The sequence below is a fragment of the Lachnoclostridium edouardi genome (assembly GCF_900240245.1).
Lineage (GTDB): Bacteria > Bacillota > Clostridia > Lachnospirales > Lachnospiraceae > Lachnoclostridium_A > Lachnoclostridium_A edouardi.
The window spans coordinates 1511410-1526426 of the sequence record NZ_OESQ01000001.1 but is presented as its reverse complement, the minus strand read 5'-3'; the positions used below and the strand labels follow the sequence as shown (position 1 = coordinate 1526426).

Annotated in this window: 17 protein-coding genes; 16 read left to right on the top strand and 1 reads right to left on the bottom strand. The window is 42.1% G+C overall.

Annotated elements, in window-relative coordinates:
- Positions 1 to 59: 59 nt before the first annotated feature.
- The 16 genes from tig to C1A07_RS07035 all read left to right on the top strand — a co-directional run bounded on the left by tig (position 60) and on the right by C1A07_RS07035 (position 14244).
- Entirely contained in the window at positions 60 to 1124 is a 1065-nt protein-coding gene (tig, locus tag C1A07_RS07110) for a trigger factor (RefSeq protein ID WP_101876492.1), read from the top strand.
- Between the two features lie 46 nt (positions 1125 to 1170).
- Positions 1171 to 1755, top strand: coding sequence for a xanthine phosphoribosyltransferase (locus tag C1A07_RS07105; RefSeq protein ID WP_101876491.1), 585 nt, complete (start codon positions 1171 to 1173; stop codon positions 1753 to 1755).
- 2 nt (positions 1756 to 1757) lie between these two features.
- Entirely contained in the window at positions 1758 to 2549 is a 792-nt protein-coding gene (locus tag C1A07_RS07100) for an HAD family hydrolase (protein WP_180952203.1), read from the top strand.
- A 164-nt stretch (positions 2550 to 2713) separates the two neighbouring features.
- Complete coding sequence (locus tag C1A07_RS07095) at positions 2714 to 2887, top strand: chorismate--pyruvate lyase (RefSeq protein ID WP_101876489.1); 174 nt, start codon at positions 2714 to 2716, stop codon at positions 2885 to 2887.
- A 17-nt stretch (positions 2888 to 2904) separates the two neighbouring features.
- Positions 2905 to 3555: an ABC transporter permease gene (locus C1A07_RS07090; protein ID WP_180952202.1), complete on the top strand. Its 651-nt coding sequence runs from the start codon at positions 2905 to 2907 to the stop codon at positions 3553 to 3555.
- On the top strand, positions 3552 to 4550 hold the full coding sequence (locus C1A07_RS07085; protein ID WP_101876488.1) for a glycine betaine ABC transporter substrate-binding protein: 999 nt from the start codon (positions 3552 to 3554) through the stop codon (positions 4548 to 4550). Before C1A07_RS07090 ends, C1A07_RS07085 begins: the two co-directional genes overlap by 4 nt.
- Positions 4551 to 4554: 4 nt before the next feature.
- On the top strand, positions 4555 to 5295 hold the full coding sequence (locus C1A07_RS07080) for an ABC transporter ATP-binding protein (RefSeq protein WP_101876487.1): 741 nt from the start codon (positions 4555 to 4557) through the stop codon (positions 5293 to 5295).
- Between the two features lie 119 nt (positions 5296 to 5414).
- Positions 5415 to 5684 (top strand): sporulation transcriptional regulator SpoIIID, encoded by a 270-nt coding sequence (spoIIID, locus tag C1A07_RS07075; RefSeq protein ID WP_101876486.1) that lies wholly within the window; start codon positions 5415 to 5417, stop codon positions 5682 to 5684.
- An 80-nt stretch (positions 5685 to 5764) separates the two neighbouring features.
- The gene (locus C1A07_RS07070; RefSeq protein WP_101876485.1) at positions 5765 to 6196 is read left to right on the top strand and encodes a protease complex subunit PrcB family protein; all 432 of its coding nucleotides are present in this window, start codon (positions 5765 to 5767) and stop codon (positions 6194 to 6196) included.
- 127 nt (positions 6197 to 6323) lie between these two features.
- Positions 6324 to 8126 carry an LTA synthase family protein gene (locus tag C1A07_RS07065; RefSeq protein ID WP_101876484.1) on the top strand — a complete coding sequence of 601 codons (1803 nt, stop codon included), beginning with the start codon at positions 6324 to 6326 and terminating at the stop codon, positions 8124 to 8126.
- Positions 8127 to 8190: 64 nt separating this feature from the next.
- The gene (locus C1A07_RS07060) at positions 8191 to 8667 is read left to right on the top strand and encodes an RNA polymerase sigma factor (protein WP_101878075.1); all 477 of its coding nucleotides are present in this window, start codon (positions 8191 to 8193) and stop codon (positions 8665 to 8667) included.
- Between the two features lie 14 nt (positions 8668 to 8681).
- Positions 8682 to 10565, top strand: a complete 1884-nt coding sequence (locus tag C1A07_RS07055; protein ID WP_180952201.1) for a beta-propeller domain-containing protein — start codon at positions 8682 to 8684, stop codon at positions 10563 to 10565.
- 68 nt (positions 10566 to 10633) lie between these two features.
- Complete coding sequence (cysE, locus tag C1A07_RS07050; protein WP_101876482.1) at positions 10634 to 11275, top strand: serine O-acetyltransferase; 642 nt, start codon at positions 10634 to 10636, stop codon at positions 11273 to 11275.
- Positions 11272 to 12117 carry a tRNA 2-thiocytidine biosynthesis TtcA family protein gene (locus C1A07_RS07045; protein ID WP_101876481.1) on the top strand — a complete coding sequence of 282 codons (846 nt, stop codon included), beginning with the start codon at positions 11272 to 11274 and terminating at the stop codon, positions 12115 to 12117. The genes cysE and C1A07_RS07045 overlap by 4 nt, the downstream gene beginning before the upstream one ends.
- A gap of 55 nt (positions 12118 to 12172) precedes the next feature.
- A complete protein-coding gene (locus tag C1A07_RS07040; protein ID WP_101876480.1) occupies positions 12173 to 13744 on the top strand; it encodes a DUF3794 and LysM peptidoglycan-binding domain-containing protein in 1572 nt (523 codons plus the stop codon).
- Between the two features lie 188 nt (positions 13745 to 13932).
- Positions 13933 to 14244 (top strand): GIY-YIG nuclease family protein, encoded by a 312-nt coding sequence (locus C1A07_RS07035; RefSeq protein ID WP_101876479.1) that lies wholly within the window; start codon positions 13933 to 13935, stop codon positions 14242 to 14244.
- 42 nt (positions 14245 to 14286) lie between these two features.
- Here the strand turns inward: C1A07_RS07035 and trhA are convergent, their stop codons facing one another.
- A complete protein-coding gene (trhA, locus tag C1A07_RS07030; protein ID WP_101876478.1) occupies positions 14287 to 14937 on the bottom strand; it encodes a PAQR family membrane homeostasis protein TrhA in 651 nt (216 codons plus the stop codon).
- Positions 14938 to 15017 lie beyond the last annotated feature (80 nt).

The window sequence follows — 15017 nt, the reverse complement described above, 5'->3', positions numbered from 1 at the left end:
AAAACAGAAAAATCAGAGGATTTTTGCAGTTGGTCTGCGAAAAAGTGGAAGGAGATTTTATGAAAAAATTTGTGAAAGCAGCTGTGTGCAGTCTGGCTGCGGTGATGCTCATATCTGGCTGCGGCAAGAAAAAGACAGAGGAGCCTGAGACTACAGCTACAGTGGCGGAGACAGAACAGGATATATTAGAGGGGGAAGTAACCCTGGGAGAATATAAGGGGTTAAAGGTTACGCCTCAGAATACAGAGGTGACAGATGAGGAGCTGCAGGTGACAATAGACGGAAGGTTGGCTGCAAATCCTGAGTATGTGGAAGTAGACAGACCGGCAAAAGAGGGTGATGTAGTAAATATTGACTACGTAGGCATGGACCAGGGAGAGCCTTTCCAGGGCGGAACGGCAGAAGGCTATGATCTGGAACTGGGCTCAGGTTCCTTTATTGACGGATTTGAGGACGGGCTTATTGGCGCTGTGAAGGGACAGGAGTTAAGCTTAGATCTTACATTCCCTGATCCTTATCAGAATTCTGATTTAGCTGGAAAGGCAGTAGTCTTTGACGTGACAGTGAACAAGGTGCAGGAAAAGAAGGATGCTGAGTTAAACCAGGCCTTTGTAGAAAAGGTATCAGGCGGTATGTTTACTGATGTGGAGGAATGGAAGGCTGATCTTAGAACCCAATTAGAGGATCAGAAAAAGCTTCAGGCAGAGACTATGAAGGAAGAAGAAATTTTAATGGCCCTTGTAAATAATTCTCAGTATACAGGGATTGAAGATTCTGTGCAGAAGCTGTATGATGAAAGCCTGTTCAGACAGGAAAATGTGGCTGTTTTAAACGGAATGGAGTTAAAGGACCTGCTGGGAATGTACGGTATGGACGAGGACAGCTTTAAGGATATGCTGATGCAGCAGTCAGAAAACAGCATAAAGGTTCAGCTGGCTTTGGAAGCAGTAGCTGAGAAAGAGGGACTTCAGGTAACTGAGGAGGATAAGGCCGCTATTGCAGAGGATAACGGAGCAGAGGACGCGGAGGCGATGATTGCCCAGGTAGGCCAGGATGCTTTTGACACTTATGCAATACAGTGGGTCGCTTTGAATTACTTAAAGGAAAATGCAGTAGAAGAATAAGGAAGGAATAAAGAAAAAGAAAAGGGCAAAGTACAGGAGGATAAACATGCAGTTATTAAAGGACAGGATTCGGAAAGATGGAAAGGTAGGAGCCGGAAATGTGCTGAAGGTAGACAGCTTTTTAAATCACCAGATGGACATTCAGCTTTTTGATCAGTTCGGAAAAGAGTTTAAAAAAAGATTTGCTGATAAAGAGATCAATAAGATTCTTACGATTGAGGCTTCCGGCATTGGAATTGCCTGTGTTGTCGCCCAGTCTTTTAATGTGCCGGTATTATTTGCTAAAAAGACGAAAACTAAAAATATTGCAGGGGAAGTTTACACCAGCAGAGTAGAATCCTTTACTCACGGCAGAATTTACGATATTATTGTGGCCAAAGAATTCTTGGGAAAGGGGGATAAGGTACTTCTCATTGATGATTTTCTGGCCAACGGAGCTGCCTTGGAGGGCCTGATTGATCTGGTAAAGGATTCTGGAGCAGAGCTGGTGGGCGCTGGAATTATTATAGAAAAGGGCTTCCAGGGAGGCGGAGATCGTTTAAGAGAGGCAGGAATCAGAGTAGAGTCTTTGGCCATTGTGGACAGCATGGATGATGAAAAAGGCACTATTGTATTTCGTGGAGATGAATAAAGTTGGATAGAAAAGCATTATTTTTCGATGTAGATGGAACATTGCTCAGTGAGATCACAGACCAGGTTCCGGAAAGCGCCGTTAAGGCGCTTAACCAGGCCAGAGCTGAGGGACACTTAGTTTTTATTAATTCAGGCAGAATGTATTGCATTCTGGATTTTCTCAATCAGCTGGTGGAGGTGGATGGTTTTCTCTGCGGCTGCGGCACCAGTATTTTTGTGCAGGGAAAAAATGTGTATGAGTATAGAATTCCTAAAGATAGGGCAAGAAGATTAAAGGAAAGCTTTGCAGAATGCCGGATGGACGGCTGGCTGGAGGGAACAGAAGCCTGTTATTTCCAAAGCCAGAGTTCGCCTTTTGAGGCAGTAGAGCAGACAAGAAGAAATTTAGCAGTTTTAAATGGGGTATCTCCTTATACCTGGGCTGAGGACTGCTACCAGTTTAACAAGTTCTGCGCTGTGTGGAATGATGACAGCGATTTAAAAAGGTTTACAGATCTGCTTCCTGACTTTCAGGTGATTTTCAGAGATGTTCAATTTATGGAGTGCGTGCCCAACGGCCATTCTAAAGCTACGGCAATGAAGCAGGTTTTAGAGATGTTTCACATTTCTCTGGAAAACGCGTATGTTTTCGGGGACAGCATGAATGATTTACCTATGTTTCAGTATGGGATCAATAATGTGTTAATGGGTGCCCATGATAAAGGACTTGAACCGTACGCAGCTTTTGTTACAAAAACTGTGGAGGAGGACGGAGTGGCCTATGCTATGAAAAAGCTGGGAATTATTTCATAACAGAAAATGGAAAACAGCTTGTGCAGCAGACGAAACAGCCTGACTGCTGAAATCGTGGAAAATAGGGCGTCCAGACTGTATAGATTTATACGGCCTGGGCCTGTTTTTCTTTTTAATTAAAAGCACATAAAAAGGAAATTTACAGACAAAAGAGAGGAACTTGTATGTTTGAAAAAATAGAGTATACAGTGGAAAGAATTGACGGAGATTATGCGTTCCTGAAAAATATTAACCATCAGGAGGCAGAGTTAAAATGCGTGGCCAGAGCCTTGCTGCCGGAAGATATTTCTGAGGGAAGCCGGCTGGATTATGAAATGTTGGAATATACTATGGTTTAAAGGACAGGTTTAAGGTAATGGAATTGATCAAAACAATTATACAGCTGTATATTGACAGGGGAGACTGGTTTTTAGGTCTTCTGGGAGAACATTTGATGCTGTCCTTTACCGCCATTTTAATAGCGGGAACCGCAGGGCTTTTTCTGGGAGTTCTGATTTCAGAATTTCAGAAATTTGCCCCTGCAGTCATAGGAATCTGTAATATATGTTATACAATACCGGCTATTTCACTTTTGGGAATTCTGATTCCATTTCTGGGCGTGGGAAATAAAACTGCAGTGACAGCCCTTTCAATTTATGCAATTATGCCTATGGTGAGGAACACATATACAGGAATGACAACTATAGATAAGGATGTGATTGAGGCAGCCAAGGGAATGGGAAGCACCAGATTTCAGATTCTGTGGAAGATTAAACTGCCTCTGGCGGTCAGCGTCATTCTCACCGGCCTGCGCAGTATGGTCGTAATGGCCATTTCTGTGGGAGGTATTGCTTCTTTTATTGGAGCAGGAGGACTGGGAGTAGCCATTTACCGGGGAATTACTATTTATAATCCGGCTATGACCTTTGCAGGGGGACTGTTAATTGCAGCGTTGGCTTTGATTTCAGATTCCCTGCTTGGCATATTAGAATATATTTATAAAAAGAAAAGGAGACTAAATATATGAGAAAGAAAATAATAGGACTTATGATGCTGGCCGCAGTCACTGTTTCTGTTGTAGCCTGCGGAGGAAAAGGTGAGACAAGCACAGAGCAAAGTCAGGAGACTGCGGCAGGCAGCAGGCAGGAGGCGCAGGAGACAGCCGAAAAGACAGAAGAGGCGGAAAATGGGGAAAATATGGATCCAGTGCGCATCGCCACAAAGCCTATGACAGAGCAGTATATTTTAGGGGAAATATTAAAAGAGGTTATTGAATCTTCTACAGATTATACGGTGGAGGTGACAAAGGGAATCGGCGGCGGAACTTCTAATATACAGCCAGCCATGGAAAAAGGGGAGTTTGACCTTTATCCGGAATATACCTCTAGCGGCTGGGTAATGGTACTAGGACACAGCCAGGATAAACCTTCAGATGAAGAAATGTTTCAGCAGCTGAAACAGGAGTATGAAGAAAAGTTTAACATGACCTGGCTGGGGCTTTACGGTTTTAATAATACCTACACCATGGTAGCCAGCAAGGAGGCTGCTGATAAATATGGACTGGAGAATACCTCTGATTTAGAGGCAGCGGCAGGTGAGCTGATATTTGGCGGAAATCCAGATTACCTGGAAAGAGAAGACGGATTTAAAATGGTATGCGATGCTTATGGGCTGGAATTTAAGAAGGTGATGGACATTGATATAGGCTTAAAATATCAGGCTTTGACAAACGGGGACATTGACGTAACAAACGGATATACTACAGACGCTCAGATTGGAAGCGGCGCTGTAAAGGCTTTAAAAGATGATAAAAATGTTCAAGTAAATTATTTGTGCTCTACAGTTGTAAGACAGGACGCCTTAGAAAAATATCCAGGCCTGGAAGAAGCTTTAATGAAAATGGACGGCTTGTTTTCAGATAAGGAAATGGCTGAACTGAATTATCAGGTTGAGGTAGAAGGCAGGGACGAGCAGGAAGTGGCTCACCAGTTCTTAGTGGAAAAGGGCGTAGTAGAGGAGTAGATTTATGGCAGGAGAGGCCATTTGTTTTAGGCATGTAACAAAAAAATATGGCGATCTTACAGTGCTGGAGGATTTCTGCCTTTCAGTAAATCAGGGAGAGTTTTTAACAGTTATTGGAAGGTCGGGCTGCGGAAAGACTACAGCTCTTAAAATGGTAAATGCTTTGCTTAAACCGGATTTGGGAGAGGTGATTGTGGCAGGGCAGAATGTTTCAAAGGCAGACCAGATTGCTTTGAGAAGAAAAATAGGCTATGTAATTCAAAGTATTGGTTTATTTCCTCATATGTCTGTAAGCAAGAATATTGCTTACGTGCCCTCACTGTCTAGACAGTGGGATAAGGAGACGGAAAAAAGGGAAGTAGCCCGTCTTCTGGAAACCGTAGGTTTGAAGCCTGAAATCGGAGAAAGATATCCGTCTGAGCTGTCAGGAGGCCAAAAACAGAGAGTGGGAATTGCCAGGGCCCTGGCAGGAAATCCGGAAATTCTTTTGATGGATGAACCTTTTGGGGCGGTGGATGCCATTACCCGCAGAGCGCTTCAGGATGAGCTTTTAAGGCTGCAGAAGGAGCTTAAAATAACTGTTATGTTTGTAACCCATGACATCAGGGAAGCTGTTCGTCTGGGAACCAGAGTGCTGGTGATGGAAAACGGCCGCATTGCCCAGCTGGATACCCCGGAAAAAATAATCAAACAGCCTGCAGACGACTTTGTGAAGCAGCTATTTTCAGATGGAGACGGTTTTTAAAACCTGCCATGTAGTTTTCACCTGGGCTTTGACTTTTAAATAAGAAAGAATAACCTGTCTTGGCATAATCTTTTCATGGATGTAATAAGATGTAAAAAAGCTTCTTAGGGGAGAAACCCATGAAAGAATATATTGCAGAACGGGCAGAGGCCATCGCCAATTATATTATTGACTATAATGCTACAGTAAGGCAGACAGCAAAAAAATTTGGCATCAGTAAAAGCACGGTACATAAAGATGTGACAGACCGTTTAGAGCACATCAACCCGTCTTTAGCTGCCCGGGCCAGGGTAGTTCTGGATATTAACAAATCAGAGCGTCATATTAGAGGCGGCATGGCTACAAAGGAGAAATACCAGCACAGGCTGCAGATATGCAGTAAAAAATAATGTAAGGTGACAATGATTCTGTCATATTTATTTTGCTGCCCTCATACAATACTATTAATCGAATATGGGGGGAGGTTATAATGAAAAGAGTCATAAATGGAAAAATCATATTGCTGGGTATGCTTTTGCTTTGGGTATTTGTGGTGCGGTTCCTTACAGGCTGTGCTTTAAAGCAGGGGCAGGAGGAAAAGGTGCGGGATCTGGAATTTACAGTAGTGGGAGACGGAGAGGTTCCCCAGGAACTGAAGGATATTATTGTAGAGAAACAATCGGCGCCGTTTAAATTGACTTACAGTGATGACCAGAACCTGTACATAGTGACCGGATACGGGGAACAGCCTACAGGCGGATATAGTATATCTGTGAATCAGCTGTTTCTCACTGAAAATTCTATTGTGTTTGATACAGAGCTGTTAGGGCCGGGAAAAGAAGAGGAAGCAGGGACGGAGAAGTCCTACCCATATATTGTTGTGCAGACAGAATTCCTGGAAACACCTGTAGTTTTCCAGTAGAAACTGGCAGTTGACAAAGAAATTGGATTACCGTAAAATAAACTCATATTATTTATGAGGAGATGGGAAAATGAGGGTGTTCGTTCGTGATCAGGAATGAGTGCCCTCTTTTTGCTTTAGAAGAAATATGGAAAATAAAAGGAGATTAACAGGGAAAATTGTATTTTGGTTCACTCCGGCAGCAGCCTGTCTGCTGGTGGAAATTTTAGGCCATGGCGGTCTGCCTCAGATAAAAATGCTGTTTTTAAATATGGTGTTTTTTTATATGCTGTATCTGGTTACTTATGCGGTTTTTAACAATGAAAAAATCGTATATCCTTTCTGGAACACAGCTTTTTTTATTTTAGCTCTTGCTGAGTATTATGTACTTCAATTCAGGGACCGTCCCATTATGCTGGGAGATTTTCTGGCTGTTAAAACAGCTGCCAGCGTTTCTGGCAATTATTCTTATGAAATTAATATAAAAATCATTTTGGCGGCGGCTGTAGTAGTGGCCCTGAGTGTGCTGGCGGTGAAATTTCCAGTTAAAATGCGGGAAAAAAGAGCAAGATGGCTTGTGGTTCCTGTTTCTGTGGCTGCATTTACTTTATTTCTCACTGGTTTTTACCAGGTTCTTATAAAGCAGTGGGGAATTGAAATTAATATGTGGAATCCCAGAAGCTCTTACGAAAGCAACGGATATGCGGTGTGTACCTTCCGCAGCTTTGCCTATTTATTTGAAAAGGCGCCAGATGGATATTCTGTGGAGGCTGTCAGACAGGATATGGAGACAGTGGAGCAGAACCGGGAAAATGCAGCATATTACTGGCAGACAGATACAGAAATTATACTGGAAAATATTATCTGTATTATGAATGAAAGCTTTTCTGATCTAAGTCAGGTAGGAGATTTTAAAACAGATCAGCCTTATCTTTCTTTTTACAATGAATTAGAGGAAAATTGTGTAAAAGGCAATTTATATATGCCTGTATGGGGGTCTATGACAAGCAATTCAGAGTACGAATTTCTTACGGGAAACTCTATTTCTTTTATTTCTGCAGGTGCAGTGCCCTTTCAGATTTACATGGAAGCTCCTGTTTATGGACTGCCTTTAACCTTAAAAGCCCAGGGTTATAAAACTATTGGGATGCATCCATATCCGGCCTCTAACTGGAACAGAAACAGCGCTTATAAAGCTATGGGCTTTGATGAATTTCTGGCTGAGGAATATTTTCTGGATTCTGAAAGAATTAGGGGATATGTCAGTGACAGGGGAACTTATAAGAAAATTATGGAACTGACAGAGGAAAAGGAAAAAGGGGACAAGCTGTTTATATTTGATGTTACTATGCAGAATCACGGTGGATATTGGGAGGAGTACCAGGCTCAGATTCATGTAGAGGGAGGAGATTTCCCTATGGCTGAACAGTATTTGTCCTTGATTAGGGAGTCAGACCAGGCATTAAAGGAGCTGCTGGAGTATTATGAAAATGTAGAAGAGCCGACAATGATTATTATGTTTGGGGATCACCAGCCAAGTATAGAGGAGTCCTTTTACGAAATGCTTTATGGCTGTTCTATGGGAGAGGTGGAGAAGGAGGATTATTTAAGGCGGTATGTGACGCCGTTTTTAGTGTGGACAAATTATGAGACGCCTTCAGAAAAAATAGATAAAATAAGCGCCATGTATTTATCTAATATAATTGTGGAAAGAGCGAATCTTCTGCCCACCTCTTACCAGGTATTTTTAGATGAAATGTATCAAAAGCTTCCTGTAGTACATCCCTTAGGATATTATAAATCAGACGGTTCCTGGTTTACATGGGACGGATGGAAGGAAAAAGAGGAGTATGAACAGTGGTGGAAGCCTTATGAAAATTTCCTTTATAATAACATTTTTGGAAGGAAAAACAGAATAAATGAATTTTTTTCTATTTCCATGCAACAGTAGAGGCAAAAAATGACACTGTTTAAGTGAAAAGCATTTCTGAGTCTGCTGAAGGGAAGGGATGGAAATGGATAAATGTGCATTTGAGGAGGCTTATAAAAGTGTATACAGAGAAATGTTTTATTTTGCATTATATACTTTGGGAAGAAGGCTGGATGCAGAGGACGCTGTAAGCGAGGCAGTAGCAGATGCATGGCAGAATAAGGAAAAATTAAGAAGGGAAGAGTCTTTTAAACCCTGGATTTTTTCTATTCTCACAATAAAATGCAAGAGAAAGCTGAAGGAATACACAGATCAGACAGTAGAATTAAATGAGGAGATTTTTAGTCAGAATAAGGAAGAAGCCTGGAATGTAGAAGAACAACAGGATGTAAGAAATGCATTTTCAAAGTTAGGCGGTCAGGAAAGAATGATTATTTCCCTATCTGTTTTTGGCGGTTACAACAGCCAGGAGATTGGAAAAATCTTATTTTTAAAGTCTGCCACAGTCCGGTCAAAGCTTGCCAGAGCGCTTAATAAAATGGAGAGAGAGCTGGAAGGATAGAAAGGAGAATGCATATGAAACAGAATGAACTGTTGGAGAAAATCAGAAAATCAGCAGACAATATTCCTGTTCCTCATAAGCTGAGTCCTGATCATATTCTGGACGGTTTAGAGGATGTGGCTAAGGAGAAAAAATCTAAAAAAAGGCCGTATTGGCTAAGGTACGGAGGAGTTGCAGCTGCAGCAGGCCTGGCTTTATTTGTGACGTTGGGAATTCTTTCTGGACAGAGTTCCAGGAATATAAGCAGAGAGAGCAGAAGCTCCTATGCGGCAGAAAGCTACGAGGATATTTATAAAGAAATTAGAAAGATTGAGAAGCAAAGGAAGGAAGAACTTGCCGCAGCGGGCGGAGAAATGGTAGAGGAAACTGCAGCAGGTGCGGAGACAGGCGCAGAGACATGCGTAGAGACTGAAATAAGTAAAGGCACAGGAGACTACTCTCAGACAAATATTCAGGTGCAGGGCGTTGACGAGGGAGATATTGTAAAAACAGACGGCTCGTATATTTATAGCTTAGATCCTGGAGAGGGGTGTCTTACTATTGTGGCGGCAGACAAGGAAAAATTAAAGAAGGAAAGCCAGATTCAGGGAATTCTGGAGGAGAATGGAAGCAGTGAATTTGGAATTGTTCAGGAATTTTATATCTGGGAAAATAAGCTTTCTGTGCTGGCCACTAATGGAGAAACTACAGCTGCAGTAACTTACGATATTTCTGACAAGGCCAGGCCTGTAAAAATCGGGAAGGTGATACAGGAGGGCCAGTATTTAAGCTCCCGCAGATCAGGAGATTATTTATATGTGTTTACTGAGCGCTGGACTTATGAAAAGCCCAGAAAAATGAAGGAATATATTCCGGAAATAAACGGGGAAATAATGGCATACCAGGACATTTATTTGCCGGATCATGTAGATCATACTTCATTTTTAATATGTTCTTCTATAGATTTAAATGCGCCTTCAGAGACCACAGATCAAAAAGCAGTTATGGCAAGGGGAGATAATCTTTATGTAAGTACTGACAATATTTACATTTCTGCTGAAAAATATGATTATCAAGCTTCCCAGTACAATTACACAGAGCTAATAAGATTTTCCTATAATGACGGGAAAATTGTTTATCAGGCTCACGGGTTAATAGACGGAACAATGCTGAATCAGTTTTCTATGGATGAAAAGGACGGATTTCTCCGCCTTGTGGCAACCTTACATTATTCTAAGGGAGAATCTACAAATTCCTTGTATATCCTGGATCCGCAGCTTGAGGTTGTAGGAAAAATCGAGAATCTGGCTCCTGGAGAAAGGATTTATTCCGCCAGATTTATGGGGAATACAGGCTATTTTGTCACATACCGGGAAACAGATCCCTTATTTTCAGCAGATTTGTCAGATCCTCAAAACCCTGTGATTTTAGGACAGTTAAAAATCCCCGGATTTTCTCAATACCTTCATTTTTGGAGTCAGGATCTTTTATTCGGCTTAGGCCAGGAGTATGGGCTGCCGGAAGAGGGAGGGAATTTTAAGGGACTAAAAATGTCTATGTTTGATATTTCCAAACCGGCTGATGTAAAGGAAATAGATAAGCTGGTGGTAAAGGAATACGAAAACACGCCGGCCTGGTATTCTCATAAAGCCATATTAATCAGCCCTGAAAAAAACTTAATTGGATTTGCAGTTAACAAATATCTGCCTGACAGAACCTGGAGCAATGAGTATGTAATCTATGGCTATGATAAAAATAACGGCTTTTATAAAAAGGCAGAGCTGCCATGCAGTCAGGGAGAAAATATTCAATTTGTAAGAGGCCTTTATATAGGAGATTACTTTTATGTAACAGGAAGAAGGGAAATTCAGGCTTTTACAGGGCAAGATTTTCAAAAATGCGGCAGCCTTACATGGTAAATACCACGAAATCTCTTTTTAAATTTAAAATCATATGATATTATAGAAAAAAGAAAGAAGGAGAGCATATGATTTTTAAAGATATATGGTTGGATATTAAGGCTGTACAGGAAAGAGATCCTGCGGCCCGCAGCGCGTTAGAGGTATTACTTTTATATCAAGGCATTCACGCATTAATATGGCACAGGTTTGCCCATTGGTTTTATAACCACAAAATGTTATTTATTGCCCGTCTGATTTCTCAGATCGCCCGCTTTTTTACCTTGATTGAAATTCACCCGGGAGCCCAGCTGGGCCGGGGAATTCTGATTGATCACGGCGCGGGAGTGGTAATTGGAGAAACTGCCGTGGTGGGGGATAACTGCACGATATACCAGGGCGTGACCTTAGGAGGCGTAGGCACGCAGAAAGGAAAACGCCATCCTACTTTAGGCAATAACGTAATGGTAGGGGCGGGAGCCAAAATTCTGGGAGCCTTTGAGGTGGGAGATAACTGTAATATTGCGGCCAATGCAGTGCTTTTAAAACCGCTGGAGGATAATATGACGGCGGCAGGAATTCCTGCAAAGCCGATTAAAAAGGACGGCGTCAGGATTCCCAGCCAGGAGCCTCAGACAGTGACAGTGGAACATTACTGCCAGATGAAGGAAAGAATGAAGGAGCTGGAGGCTGCCGTGGCAAGACTGGAGAAAGAGCTGGAGAAAAGATGAAAACCCCTTGTCAGAAAATTGAAAGCAGTATTATTAAACAATTCCGCAAAGAGATTTGGAGACCTTTTGTAAAGGCTTTACAGGATTATAAAATGATTGAACAGGGAGACAGAGTTGCCGTGTGCATATCAGGAGGCAAGGATTCTATGCTTCTTGCCAAATGTATACAGGAGATTTTACGCCACGGCAATGTAGAATTTCAGGCAGAGTATTTGGTCATGGACCCAGGATATCATCCTGCCAACAGAAAGATGATAGAGGAAAATGCCAGATTAATGGAAATCCCTGTAACTATTGTGGAATCCCAAATTTTTCATGTTGTGGCTGATGAGGAGAAGTCCCCGTGCTATCTTTGCGCCAGAATGAGAAGAGGCTGTCTTTATGACAGCGCCAGGAAATTAGGTTGTAATAAAATTGCTTTAGGCCACCATTTTGACGATGTTATAGAAACTGTGCTTATGAGTATGCTTTATGGAGGTCAGATTAATACTATGATGCCTAAGCTGCACAGTACGAATTTTCAGGGGATGGAATTAATCCGTCCCCTGTATTATGTAAAAGAAGCAGATATTCTGGCCTGGAAGGAATTTAATCACCTTAGATTTCTGCAGTGCGCCTGCAGATTTACAGAGAAGATCAGGGAAGAGCAGGTGCTGGAGGAGGAAGTGAAAACCTCAAAAAGGCAGGAGATGAAAGAGCTGATTCAGTATTTCCGCAGACATAATCCCAATATAGAAAACAATATTTTTAAAAGCACAGAGAACGTAAATCTGGATGCGTGCCTTGGTTATGTAAAAAACGGAGAGCGCCGTCACTTTATGGATGAGTATGAGCATAAATAGAAAAGCGCTGGCATACATTTTCTTATAAGTTCAGGTAAGAAAGGTGTGTGTATGAATGGAACTGCTGAAAAAATATATTCATATGAATCAGTGGAAAAACAAGGCTTCCACCCAGCTGACTTTAGATGATGATTTTATTGTTCCGGATACCATGGATGATGTGGATAGGGTTCTTTTGGACGCCGGAGAAATACAAATTGAATCAGCCAGAGCTCAGGGAGAAAAAGTAAATGTAAGAGGAAAGCTGGATTTCCGTATATTGTACAGAAAGGCGGACGGTGGGCTGCAGACCTTGGCCGGCTCTATTCCTTTTGAAGAAAGCGTAAATGTGCCGGGGCTGGAGGAAAGAGATTATACAGAGACAGCATGGGAGCTGGATGATTTAAGCGTAGGTATGATTAATTCCAGAAAGCTGAGTGTAAAAGCTCTTGTGACTTTAACAGTTCAGACAGAGACTTTAAGAGATGTGGAAGCGGCGGTAGATATTGAAGGCGCAGGAAGCGAAGACGGAGCGGAACTGGAGCTGCAGAAACAGAAGGTGGAAGCAGCGGCGATTGCTGTCAGGAGAAAAGATACATATAGGGTAAAAGAACTGATTTCTCTGTCAGGAAATAAGCCGGATATGGAACATATTTTGTGGAGTGAGATCCGTTTAAGAGCAGAAAGCGCCAGACCGTTAGACGGCAAGCTGGTGATGGAAGGCGAACTGATGGTGTTTGTCATCTACACAGGAGAAGGGGAGGACGGCCCGGTACAGTATTTAGAGGAAAGCGTGCCATTTTCCGGAGAATTAGAGCTGCCGGAAGCTTTGGAGGAGATGATTCCTCAGATTTCCATGAAATTAGTTCACAAGGAGCTGGAGGCAAAACCAGATTACGACGGGGAGATGCGGGAGCTGGAGCTGGACGCAGTGGTGGAATTGAATATTAAGCTGTATGAAGAGGAAGAAGTAGAAATTCTCAGCGATCTCTACTCCACCAACAGAGAAGTGACTATGGAGATAGAGGAAGCCTGCTTTGACAAGATTCTGGCAAAAAATGCATGTAAGTGTAAAATTGTTGAGAAAATACAGCTGGATAATGGGGAGAGAATTCTTCAGATCTGCCACAGTGAAGGCAATGTAAAAATTGATGAGACAGAGATAAAAGAGGATGCTCTTCATATTGAAGGCGTTTTGGAGGTCCAGCTGCTTTATATGACTTCAGACGACAATGAGCCTATTAGATCCAGAACAGAAATGATTCCATTTCATTATATGGCAGATGCCAAGGGTCTGACAGAAAATAGTATTTATCAGCTGAACTCCAGCATAGATCAGCTTACAGCTGTAATGATGGGCGGAGACGTGGTGGAAGTAAAGGCAGTTGTAAATTTAGATCTGCTGGTGCTGCAGCCGGTTTGCCACCAGGTAATTTCCAGCGCAGCAACACAGCCAATGGATGTGCAGAAGCTTCAGAAGCTGCCGGGAATTGTAGGCTATGTAGTGCAGCCGGGGGATAGCTTGTGGAAAATCGCTAAGAAATTTCACACTACTGTGGATAATATTATGGAGACAAATGGACTTACAAGTGATAAAATACAGCCGGGAGATAAATTGCTGCTAGTAAAAGAGATTGCTCAAGGCTGAAATAGTTTAGGGCAGCAGAAAAAACGCTGCACAAAATAGGAGTCCGGTCATATGATATAGTATCAGCAGGAAACAACAATGCATCCAGCTGGTGCTTCACATAGATGACAGGGCAACCTGGACGGTGATAACGCAGTTGCAAGGCGTTGTTGCCGTTTACATAACAGCTGGAACAGGATATGGAGAAAATGAATTATACATACATGGTGGAGTGCGCTGATAAAACCTTTTATTGCGGCTGGACAAACCATCTGGAGAAGAGAATGAAGGCCCATAACAGCGGAAAGGGAGCCAAATATACAAAAAGCAGAAGACCAGTAGCCTTAGTTTATTATGAAATGTATGAGACAAAGGAAGAGGCCATGAAGCGGGAGGCGGCAATTAAAAAAATGAGCCGCCGGCAGAAGGAGCTTTTAATCTGCTCTAAAAAAGAGATGGTTAATAAATCCAGTGATTTTTCTGTAATAAATAATAAATGCCGGGATAAGTCCTTAATATAAAAAGGACTTCCCGGCGTTTTTGCGGTGTGGAGAAATAAAAGTTTATGCCACAAACTGATACATCATGATATAATGACAGAAGCTTCCTCCCATAACAAACAAGTGGAAAATTTCATGGGAGCCAAAGTTTTTATGGCGGGAGTTAAAAATCGGCAGTTTTAAGGCGTAAATAACACCTCCCGCTGTGTAGATAATTCCCCCGGCTAAAAGCCATAGAAAAGCCGACGGAGAAAGGGCCTTAAAAATCTTTGTAATAGCCAGAATACATACCCAGCCCATTGAAATGTACACAACGGAAGAAAACCATTTGGGGCAGGTAATCCAGAAGGCCATGATCAAAATTCCGGCTGCGGCAATGGACCAAACAAGTCCTAGGAGAAACCAGCCTGTTTGATTGTCCAGCACAATAAGGCATACCGGGGTGTATGTCCCGGCTATAAGGACAAAAATCATCATATGATCAATTTTCCTAAGAATTTTGTTAAAACCTGGAGAAATATCTAAAGTATGATAAACTGTGCTGGCAGCGTAAAGCAGAATCATGCTGATAATAAATATGGCCAAGGTGGTAAGGTGCATAGAACCATGTTCAGCCGACGCTTTGTACAGTAAAGGGAAGGCGGCAAATAAAGCCAGCAGCATACCTATAAAATGTGTGATGGCGCTTCCAGGATCTTTTAGCTTAAAATTCATAAAAAACCTCCTATTGATAAATATATATTACTATCATATGTAGTTTTAAAAACTATATCAAATAATTTATTACACTATAA

Coding starts and splice junctions, on each gene's coding strand:
- C1A07_RS07070 (WP_101876485.1), top strand. CDS start 5,765: ATGAAAAGAGTCATAAATGGAAAAATCATATTGCTGGGTATGCTTTTG.
- C1A07_RS07080 (WP_101876487.1), top strand. CDS start 4,555: ATGGCAGGAGAGGCCATTTGTTTTAGGCATGTAACAAAAAAATATGGC.
- C1A07_RS07040 (WP_101876480.1), top strand. CDS start 12,173: ATGGAACTGCTGAAAAAATATATTCATATGAATCAGTGGAAAAACAAG.
- C1A07_RS07105 (WP_101876491.1), top strand. CDS start 1,171: ATGCAGTTATTAAAGGACAGGATTCGGAAAGATGGAAAGGTAGGAGCC.
- C1A07_RS07085 (WP_101876488.1), top strand. CDS start 3,552: ATGAGAAAGAAAATAATAGGACTTATGATGCTGGCCGCAGTCACTGTT.
- C1A07_RS07035 (WP_101876479.1), top strand. CDS start 13,933: ATGAATTATACATACATGGTGGAGTGCGCTGATAAAACCTTTTATTGC.
- C1A07_RS07090 (WP_180952202.1), top strand. CDS start 2,905: ATGGAATTGATCAAAACAATTATACAGCTGTATATTGACAGGGGAGAC.
- spoIIID (WP_101876486.1), top strand. CDS start 5,415: ATGAAAGAATATATTGCAGAACGGGCAGAGGCCATCGCCAATTATATT.
- tig (WP_101876492.1), top strand. CDS start 60: ATGAAAAAATTTGTGAAAGCAGCTGTGTGCAGTCTGGCTGCGGTGATG.
- C1A07_RS07095 (WP_101876489.1), top strand. CDS start 2,714: ATGTTTGAAAAAATAGAGTATACAGTGGAAAGAATTGACGGAGATTAT.
- C1A07_RS07060 (WP_101878075.1), top strand. CDS start 8,191: ATGGATAAATGTGCATTTGAGGAGGCTTATAAAAGTGTATACAGAGAA.
- cysE (WP_101876482.1), top strand. CDS start 10,634: ATGATTTTTAAAGATATATGGTTGGATATTAAGGCTGTACAGGAAAGA.
- C1A07_RS07055 (WP_180952201.1), top strand. CDS start 8,682: ATGAAACAGAATGAACTGTTGGAGAAAATCAGAAAATCAGCAGACAAT.
- trhA (WP_101876478.1), bottom strand. CDS start 14,937: ATGAATTTTAAGCTAAAAGATCCTGGAAGCGCCATCACACATTTTATA.
- C1A07_RS07045 (WP_101876481.1), top strand. CDS start 11,272: ATGAAAACCCCTTGTCAGAAAATTGAAAGCAGTATTATTAAACAATTC.
- C1A07_RS07065 (WP_101876484.1), top strand. CDS start 6,324: ATGGAAAATAAAAGGAGATTAACAGGGAAAATTGTATTTTGGTTCACT.